This is a genomic window from Pseudomonas sp. ok266 (genome assembly GCF_900110195.1).
GTDB classification, from domain to species: domain Bacteria; phylum Pseudomonadota; class Gammaproteobacteria; order Pseudomonadales; family Pseudomonadaceae; genus Aquipseudomonas; species Aquipseudomonas neuropathica.
In genome coordinates this window covers 1-9,198 of the sequence record NZ_FOCU01000029.1, presented here as the reverse complement: position 1 = coordinate 9,198, position 9,198 = coordinate 1, and the positions used below count along the sequence as shown (strand labels likewise).

The following is a 9,198-nucleotide window of genomic DNA, read 5'->3' as shown; positions in this document are numbered from 1 at the left end:
CACCGGCGTGGTCAGCTACAGCTACACCCTGGTCGACAACGAAGCCCACCCAACCGCCAACGGTGCGAACAATCTGCCTGAGCAGTTCGCCGTCACCGTAGTCGATGACAACGGCACCACCGCCAACGCCACCCTCGATGTGAACATCGTCGACGACTTGCCAAAAGCGGTGGATGACAGCAACGCTGGCACCGCGTCGGAAACCTTGCTGACTCTGACCGGCAACGTCCTGACCAACGATGTGCAAGGCGCCGATCGTGTACCGACCGGGCCGGTAACCCCGGGCACGTTCACCGGGACTTACGGCACCTTGGTGCTGAACGCCAACGGCACTTACACCTATACCCTCAACACCAATGACGCCGACTTCAAAAACCTGCACGGCGGTGGCAATGGCACGGAAACCTTCGCCTACACCATCACTGATTCGGATGGTGATACCAGCACTGCCAATCTGGTGCTGAACATCCACAACAACGACGATCAGGTCTACCTCAACGGCCTCGACGTCAACGGCGGCGAACTTACTGTCTACGAGAAAAACCTCAGTGACGGCACCAGCCCCGACACTCCCGCGTTGACCCAGAGCGGCACCTTCACCGTCACCGCCCTCGACGGTCTGCAAACCCTGACCGTGGGCGGCATCAACGTGGTCACCGGCGGCGTGGCCGCAGGCTTCCCGCAATCGATCGTCACGCCGTTGGGCAGCACGTTGACCATCACCGGTTACAACCCGGCGACCGGTGTGGTGAGTTACAGCTACACCCTGGTCGACAACGAAACCCATCCGAACGCCAACGGCGCCAACAGCATCACCGAGAACTTCAACGTCGTCGCCACCGACACCGATGGCAGCACGGCCAGCGGCCAGATCAACGTCAACATTGTCGATGATCTGCCCAGCGCCCATCCTGACGCAGCGTCGGTGGCGGAGGGCGGCACGGTCAGCGGTAATGTGTTGGACAATGACATCGGCGGCGCCGACGGCCCGGCCGTGACCGGTGCAGTGGTCGGCGTGCGGGCCGGCGCCGACACCTCGACTTCGGCCATCGGCGGCCTCAACAGCAACATCAACGGCACCTACGGCTACCTGACCCTGGATGCCAATGGCAACGCGGTCTATCACAGCAACCCCAACGCGGTGAACGGCCCGGGCGCGGTGGATGTGTTCACCTATACCGTGCGCGATTCCGACGGTGATGAAAGCACCACCACCATCACCATCGATGTCGCCAACAGCAAGCTGTACGCGACCAGCGACACCGACGTCACCGTTTACGAGAAAGCGCTGGACCTGACCAAGGACGGCGCAGATCTGGCGCCCGGTACGGTCACCGGCAGCGATCCGACCAGCACCGGCGAAACTGCGTCCGGCACCCTGGTCGGCGCGGTCACCGGCGCCGTCGGCGCGATCAGCTACGCGCTGGTTGGCAGTGCCACCGGCAACTACGGGCAGATCGTCCTCAACCCCAACGGGACTTACACCTACACCCTGACCTCACCGGCGAGCACCACGCCGCATGCCGACGACGGCGCCAACACCCTGAGCGAAACCTTTACCTATCAGGCCACCGATTCGCTGGGCAACGTTGTCACCAGCACCATCGTTGTCAGCATCGTCGATGACGTGCCCAAGGCGATGAACGATAGCAACGCCAACAGCGCCTCGGAAACGCAACTGACCCTGACCGGCAATGTGCTGACCAACGATGTGCAAGGCGCCGATGTGGTCGCGACCGGACCGAATGCCGGGCCGATCACCGCCGGCACGTTCACCGGCACTTACGGCACGCTGGTGCTCAACGCCAACGGCACGTACACCTACACGCTGAACCCCAACGATGCCGACTTCAAAAACCTGCACGGCGGCGGCAACGGTACCGAAACCTTCACCTACACCCTGACCGATGCCGACGGCGACACCAGCACCGCCAACCTGGTGCTGAACATCCACAACAACGACGATCCGGTGCTGCTCAACGGCCTCGACGTCAATGGCGGCGAACTCACCGTTTACGAGAAAAACCTCAGCGACGGCACCAGCCCCGACACCCCGGCGCTGACCCAAAGCGGCACCTTCACCGTCACTGCGCTCGATGGTCTGCAAACCCTCACCGTCGGCGGCATTGCCGTGGTCACCAATGGCGTTGCCGCAGGTTTCCCGCAATCCGTCGTCTCGCCGCTGGGCAGCACTTTCACCGTCACCGGTTACAACCCAGCCACTGGCGTGGTCAGTTACAGCTACACCCTGGTCGACAACGAAACCCATCCGACCGCCAACGGTGCCAACAGCCTCACCGAGAACTTCAACGTGGTGGCGACGGACACCGATGGCAGCACCGCCAGCGGCCAGATCAACGTCAACATCATCGATGACCTGCCGACCGCCAAACCCGACACCGGCTCGGTGGCGGAGGGTGGTACGGTCAACATCAGCGTGTTGGGCAATGACATCAGCGGCGCCGATGGCGCAGCCTCGGTGGTCGGCGTGCGCGCCGGCAGCAACACCGGCACTTCGGCCATCGGCGGCCTCAACAGCAACATCAACGGCAACTTCGGTTACCTGACCCTCGATGCGGCGGGCAACGCCGTCTATCACAGCAACCCGAACTCGGTGAGCCCACCGGGCGCCACCGACACCTTCACCTACACCATTCGCGACAGCGACGGCGATGAAAGCACCACAACCATCACCGTCAACGTTGCCGACAGCAAGCTGGTGGCCTCGGTCGATCAGGACGTAACGGTCTATGAAAAAGCCCTCGACCTGACCAAGGACGGCCAGGATCTGGCCGCCGGTACGGTCACCGGCAGCGATCCGACCAACACCGGTGAAACCGCGACCGGCACGCTGGTCGGCGCAGTTACCGGCGGTACGGGCGCGATCACCTACACCTTGGTCGGCAGCGCCACCGGCAGCTACGGGCAGATCCAGCTCAACGCCGACGGCACCTACACCTACACGCTGACCTCGGCGCCGAAAACCTCGCCGAGCGCCAACGACGGGGCGAACACCCTGAGCGAAAGTTTCACCTACAAAGCCACCGATGCACTGGGCAACAGCACCACCAGCACCCTTGTGGTGAACATCGTCGACGACGTGCCAAAAGCCGTTGCGTCGGATCGTTCGGTGGCGGCAGTGGAGATCGACTCCAACCTGCTCATCGTGCTCGATATCTCCGGCAGTATGGCCGACGCCTCCGGTGTGCCGGGCCTGTCGCGGCTGGACCTGGCCAAGCAGGCGATCAGTGCCTTGCTCGACAAGTACGATGACCTCGGCGATGTCAAAGTCCAGCTCGTCACCTTCAGCAGCAACGCCACTGACAGAACGTCGGTATGGGTCGATGTGGCGACCGCGAAGACGATTCTCGCCGGTCTGTCGGCGGGTGGCGGCACCAACTACGACGCCGCGGTGGCGGTCATGCAAACCGCGTTCAACACCTCGGGCAAACTCACCGGGGCACAGAACGTCGGTTACTTCTTCTCGGACGGCAAACCCAACGAGGGCGACATCAACGCCGCTGATGAAGCCGCGCTGAAAAACTTCCTCGATGCCAACAACATCAAGAACTACGCGATTGGCCTGGGCAGCGGCGTGAGTAACGCCAACCTTGATCCGCTGGCGTACGACGGCATCACCCACACCAACACCAACGCGGTGGTGGTTACCGATCTCAATCAGCTCAACTCGGTGCTGTCCGGCACCGTAGAAGGCGCGCCGGTCACCGGTTCGTTGCTGGGCGAGGGCGGTACCTTCGGCGCCGATGGCGGCTTCATCAAATCCATCGTCGTTGACGGCACCACTTACACCTACGATCCGAAAGCCCTCAGTGGCCAAGGCTCGTTGACCGCCACCGGTGGCGTCAACCATGGCACCTTTAACACCGTAAACAACACGTTGAGCATCGCCACCAACAATAGCGGCACCCTGGTGATCAACCTCGACACCGGCGACTACAGCTACACATCGCAGAAAACCACGGCGGTGGTGATTACCGAGAACATCGGCTTCACCCTCAGCGACAACGACGGCGACCTCGCCAGCTCGACGCTGACCGTGAAAGTGATCCCCAACGCGCCACCCGTGGCGGTGGACGATCACGTCATCACCAACGTGTTGTCGAGCAACATCGTGGTGCCGGGCGAGTTGCTGCTGGCCAACGACACCGATCCGAATGGCGATACGCTCAACGCCACACCGACCACCTTCAATACTGGTTGGATAGCGAAGGGCGCGGACTTCACCGGCACCGGTGCGATCACGTTCAACGGCAACAGCAACACTGCCGCCAACCAGACCCTGGCCGATGTGCGCAATGCCTTCGCCGCCAACACCGCAGCGATGACCGCGGTGTTGGTGATCAGCGGCTACCTCGGCGCGGTGACCAACGCCAATGCCAACGATGAAGACCTGATCACGGTCAAACTGAAACAGGGCGAAACGCTGAACCTGGATCACAACCTGGCGGCCGGGCACGTCACCCTGGAGTATTCGCTCAACGGTGGCGCGTTTGTCGCGATTGCCGATGGCGGCACCATCACCGCCAGCGCCGATGGCACCTACCAGATCCACGTCACCAACATCAGCAATACCAGTGGCGGTAACCCGAATGCGGCGGAAAACTACCAACTGACCATGACAGTCAATTACGCCGGGGCCCACGATCTCACCCCGGACTTCCACGGCAGCTACACCGCCAACGACAACCACGGCGGCAGCGACACGGCCAACGTGACCATCAGCTATCAGGACGGCCACACCCTCACCGGCACCTCGGGGGATGACGTGCTGGTAGCCGGCACCGGCGACAACATCCTCAACGCGGGCGACGGCAACGATGTGCTCACCGCCGGTTCCGGCAACAACGAACTGCACGGCGGCGCCGGCAACGACTTGCTCTACAGCGGCCCGGGCAATGATCTGCTCGACGGCGGTACCGGCATCGACACCGCCAGCTACGCCCACGCCACCGCCGGGGTGACGGTCAACCTCGGTCTGCTCGGTGCGCAAAACACCGTCGGCGCGGGGACGGACACGCTGACCGGCATCGAAAACCTCGTCGGCTCGAACTTCAATGACACCCTGACCGGCGACAACAATAACAACGTGATCAACGGTGGCCTGGGTAACGACATCCTCAACGGTGGTGGCGGTGATGACCTGCTGATCGGCGGCATGGGCAATAACACCATGACCGGTGGCGCAGGGGCCGACACCTTCCAGTGGCTCAAGGGTAACAGCGGCCATGACCTGATCACCGACTTCACCCCCGGCACCGACAAGCTCGACCTGTCGCAACTGCTGCAAGGCGAAAACGGCACTACCGCCTCACTGGATGACTACCTGCACTTCACCGTCACCGGCAGCGGCGCCTCGCTGCTCACCAGCATCGACGTCAGCGCCATGGCCGGCGCCACGCCGAACCAGACGATTGATCTGGCCGGCGTCAACCTCGCCAGCCATTACGGTGTGACGCCAGGGGCGGGCGGCGTGGTTGCCGGTGGGCATGACACGGCGACGATCATCAGCGGGATGTTGAATGATCATTCGTTGAAGGTGGATACGGTTTGAACTGAGGGCTGAAACGACAAAACCCGCCGCCCCGATCAATCGGGACGGCGGGTTTTTTCTGTCTGATGGTATGGCGTTGCTCATTCTGGCCCCTTCGCGAGCAGGCTCGCTCCCACATTGGAGTGCGGTTAACTGTGGGAGCGAGCCTGCTCGCGAAAGCGCCAGGTCTGGCGCCGCATAACTCAGCGGTTGATCACGCCTGCATCAACCCGGCAACTCCAGATTATCCATCACCCGATTCACCGCCAGCTCCCCGAGCATGATCAATTGCGCGACCCCCAACAGCGTCCTGCGTTGCGACGCGGGTATGAGGTGGGCGAAGTCATGGGCGATGGTTCTGGCTGAGGCGAGTGTTTCGCTGGCATCGGCCAGCAGTTCCTCATTTTTGAAGTCAGCGGTAACGGCGTACATTCGACGGGTTTTGCGTGGCGGTGGCGTGGAGCCGGGTGGGCAGAGGTAGTGATCGAGGGCGCGTTCGGCGGCGTCGTTGAGCTTTTTTGAATCGAGGGATTCGTAGGGGGAGGCGAGATCGATTTCGGGTGGGTTGGGTGTTGGTTTGATCATGGTGAGACTCCGTGGTTGATTTGGCCGCCACGGCTCATCGCTAAACAAGTAAAGGTGGCGGCTGTACGCAGGTTAGCGATCCGGGTCACAGAAACCCCGGGTAGACCCGAAGGTCTCCCACGCACAGCCACCATGACGCCAAGTGCAGATAGACAAAGCTGCAATTGAGACTGGAGATTGAGCGTCTGTAAGGTATCGGATCGCTAAACCCGATCGCTGATTCGTCAGCGACCAACCCACAATAAAACCCGAGCCCAAGGCGCACAAGCCGGCGGATTCTGGCGTAGCTGTAGGCAATGGCGCAAGAATTTGTAGCCTGAAAGGCGTGTCTTAAGGTGTCTTTTCAACACCTGAGTTTAAAAGGCGATTTGCGCTGACTTCACTGGCCCCTTCGCGAGCAAGCTCACTCCCACATTTGGAATGCGTTTCCCTGTGGGAGCGAGCTTGCTCGCGAAGACGCCGGCACATTCAACGACGATGGAGCCTGACCTGATGGTTTAAGTTTTGATCTGTCCTGGTAAATACTCTGAAGTCTGCTCCGGTTTTACCGCTAACCTTTGGCGCTGCCGAAGCAAGTATCATCTTTGGAGGGTCATGGCGGGCCACGGGTGTGTATTGGTTCCAATCGTGTGCCTGATGTATTGGCCATTAGGATATAAAGAGTAATCGGCGATGAGCACCGTCCATGGCCAAGATGGATCACTCGTTGCTCCTGTGTAATGGAGAGAGCTTATTTCGGAGAAATATTTGGTTTTCAGGATCTGGACCATTTGAGTATTGCTGGTAAGTAGTCGCGTTCCATTGGCGTCAATCCATGCCAGTGCTGATGATGGGACCATTTGGTTGGGGCTGATGAGAACTCTTCTGACGTTGCTGCATTTGACTGTGATTGTTTTTGTTTGACCCAAGGCGTCGCTTACGGTGATGACAGCCTCTCCATTTCCTTCGCTTCGGATGCAACCGTCACCGTCTACGGATGCGATTTGAGGCGCGTTTGTGGTGAATGAGTAAGGGGGCAAGCCGCCGCTCACTGTCCTTGTTTCGGAGGTCCCTGCTGGATCGTTGCCTGTCCTTAGCCAACCTGCTGCGATCATGTCGATCGAGTAATTCAGCTGGTTTAAGTTCAGAGGTGACGTATCCACGATCAGCTCACTGATCACCGTCAAGGTTCGCGCAGGTTCCGATATTTGCCCTTCGCCATAGAGTGCCTGGGCGGTGAAGCTATGCTTTTCCTCTTTCAGGTTTGAAACTGCCCAGTTCCAGGCGCCTTTGGCATCCGCCTGAGGTGTCCCTACTGGCTCGATACCATCGAAGACCTCGACTTTCTGTCCTTTGGCGGCAGCGCCGCTGAGCGTCACGGCTGTTTCCGTAGTCTCTGCGCCTTCTGGGATTTCGATGTCGCTCGGCGAGCCTTTGACTGACGTTAATGTCGGAGCGGTAGCTTGCGTTACTGTCAGCGTTCTGGCTGCTGATACCAAGGTCGGTTGTTCCACATATCTGGCGGTGAAACTGTGCTTGGCGTTACTCAGGTTTGCAATGGGCAGACTCCAGATGCCGGTTACTCCATCGGCAGTCTCTTTACCTTTGATATCCGTACCGTCGAGCACTTCCACGTCTCGCCCGGCTGCGGCAACGCCGCTCAAGATGACGGCCGTTTCCACGGTGAAGCCATTCTCGGGGATCTCGTTGTCGCTCAGCGAGCCTTTGACGGACGATAACGTCGGCGCCCTGAGGGTTTCCACGGTCAGGAGTCGCACATTGGAATAGGTCGATCTGGGGTGATAAAGGGATTTGACGTACAACCGGCGCGCGCCGACTGCAACCTCGATCGTGCATTCCCACAGGCCTGTAGTTTGATCCGCTGTCGCCTTTCCCTTCGATACCGCGCCTGAACCGTTGCCATCGAAAGCCTCGACATCCTGCCCCTTGCTGGCGCTGCCTTTGAGTATCAGCGATGTACTGAAAGTGCTTGTACCCTCCGGCACTTCCTTGTTGCGGTCGTCCAGCACATTGCTCAGCGTCGGCACAATGACGGCCGTGACGGTGAGCGTGTAGGCCGCGGAGGAGGGTTCGGCGCCGTACTTTCCTGTCGCGGTGAAACTGTGTTTCGTCACAGTCAGCCCCGACGCGGTGTAGGTCCAGATTCCAGAAACCGGATCCGCCGTGACCTGATCCTTGACGATGGCGCCATCGCGTATCTCGACGTTCTTGCCCTTGGCGCCCGTGCCGCTCAGTACCACGCTGGTTTCAACGGTGGTGCCACCTTCGTCAATGTCCTTGCCGCTTGGCGAGCCCTTAACCGAATCGATGGTTGGCGGATCGAGTGCCACCGGCTCGCCGATGACAAACTCCAGCACATTCGAATAACTGGTTCTATTACTCGCTGCCCGGAAAATTTCGTAGTGCACCTGCATTTTTTTCTCGCGATTAGGTTCGAAATGCTGGGCCACAAACGCCGCGTTCAGCGGGAAATCCACGTTTTTGTCCTTGGACAAAGCGTTGAGTTTTTTCGAGTCGGTAACAGGCTCATTGCCTTCAACGATACAGAAATACTTCACGATATCGTTGGCCTCGCTCGGAACAGGCACCGGCCGTGGCGCGGTGATTTTGCTGGCGCCACCGGGCAGGTCTTTGGGTTCGAGCACGCCATCCTTTTCACCCAGCACGATAGGTTTGACCAGTTCGCGTTGCGCTTCGCCGACGTTGAGTAATGAGGCGTGCAGTGAGGCACGGCGGGTGATGGTGCCGTTTTCATCGGCCAGCCGGTTGTACGACAGATGCAGCGTGCCACCCTCGAGGGTTTTGCCGTGTTTACCCTCGACGGTGATGATGAAACCGTTGGGGTCATTGGCCTCGTCTTCGCTGGGGAAATACCAGTCCAGTTCCGGATCGTAGGTGGTCAGGTCGGGCCGGGTGCCGAACCATTTCAGTTCGATCGCGTTCTCCGGGGTGATCAGTGGATCGTAGGGAATGCAGATGCGGTATTCGGGCGCGTTGGGGTCGAGCGCGCCACTGATCTGGTCGATTGCGATGGGAGCTGGCAGGCGTGTCGGTTCGCCGAT

General features: G+C 60.1%; 3 protein-coding genes. 1 reads left to right on the top strand and 2 read right to left on the bottom strand.

Annotated features, from left to right (window positions below; translation table 11 throughout):
• The coding region (locus tag BMY54_RS29685; RefSeq protein ID WP_139213460.1) for an Ig-like domain-containing protein at positions 1-5,572 on the top strand (5,572 nt) is incomplete at its 5' end.
• Between the two features lie 204 nt (positions 5,573-5,776).
• Here the strand turns inward: BMY54_RS29685 and BMY54_RS29680 are convergent.
• Together BMY54_RS29680 and BMY54_RS30735 are read right to left on the bottom strand one after the other, a co-directional pair.
• On the bottom strand, positions 5,777-6,136 hold the full coding sequence (locus tag BMY54_RS29680) for a DUF6124 family protein (RefSeq protein ID WP_093442682.1): 360 nt from the start codon (positions 6,134-6,136) through the stop codon (positions 5,777-5,779).
• A 578-nt stretch (positions 6,137-6,714) separates the two neighbouring features.
• Positions 6,715-9,198, bottom strand: a 2,484-nt coding sequence (locus BMY54_RS30735) for an Ig-like domain-containing protein (protein ID WP_175559689.1), incomplete at its 5' end; no start/stop codon positions are given.